We start from the raw sequence: 448 nt of genomic DNA on the forward strand, positions 1-448 counted from the left end.
CATCGGGCGCGGTACGTCGCTGCGCGACTACCAACGCCTCAAAGCCGCGCTGGATCGCCTGCAGTCCACGACCGTGGCCACGTCGATCCGCGAGACGACCGGGCGGCGGCTGCACCGCTTCTCGTGGATCAACGAGTGGAAAGAGCTGGCCGATGCCAAGGGCACGCCCTTGGGGCTGGAGCTGATCCTGCCGGACTGGTTCTATGCCGGCGTGATGGATGCCGCCCTGGTGCTGACCATCGACCCGGCGTATTTCCGGCTGACGGGCGGCATCGAGCGCTGGCTGTACCGGCTGGTGCGAAAGCACGGCGGGCGACAGCCTGGCGGCTGGCAGTTCGACTTCCGGCACCTGCACCGCAAGTCGGGCAGTGCCACGCGCTTTTCGGACTTCGCCTACGACCTGCGCGCGCTGGTCGCGCGGCAGTCGCTGCCCGGCTACGTCCTGGGC

The 448-nt window shown here is 69.0% G+C and carries 1 protein-coding gene; it reads left to right on the forward strand.

Going from position 1 to position 448, the window contains the following annotated elements; all coding sequences use genetic code 11:
• Positions 1-448 (forward strand): replication initiator protein A (locus FJV41_RS55770; RefSeq protein ID WP_141649618.1); only part of this gene is annotated, 448 nt, incomplete at both ends.

Source organism: Myxococcus llanfairpwllgwyngyllgogerychwyrndrobwllllantysiliogogogochensis (genome assembly GCF_006636215.1).
GTDB lineage: Bacteria > Myxococcota > Myxococcia > Myxococcales > Myxococcaceae > Myxococcus > Myxococcus llanfairpwllgwyngyllgogerychwyrndrobwllllantysiliogogogochensis.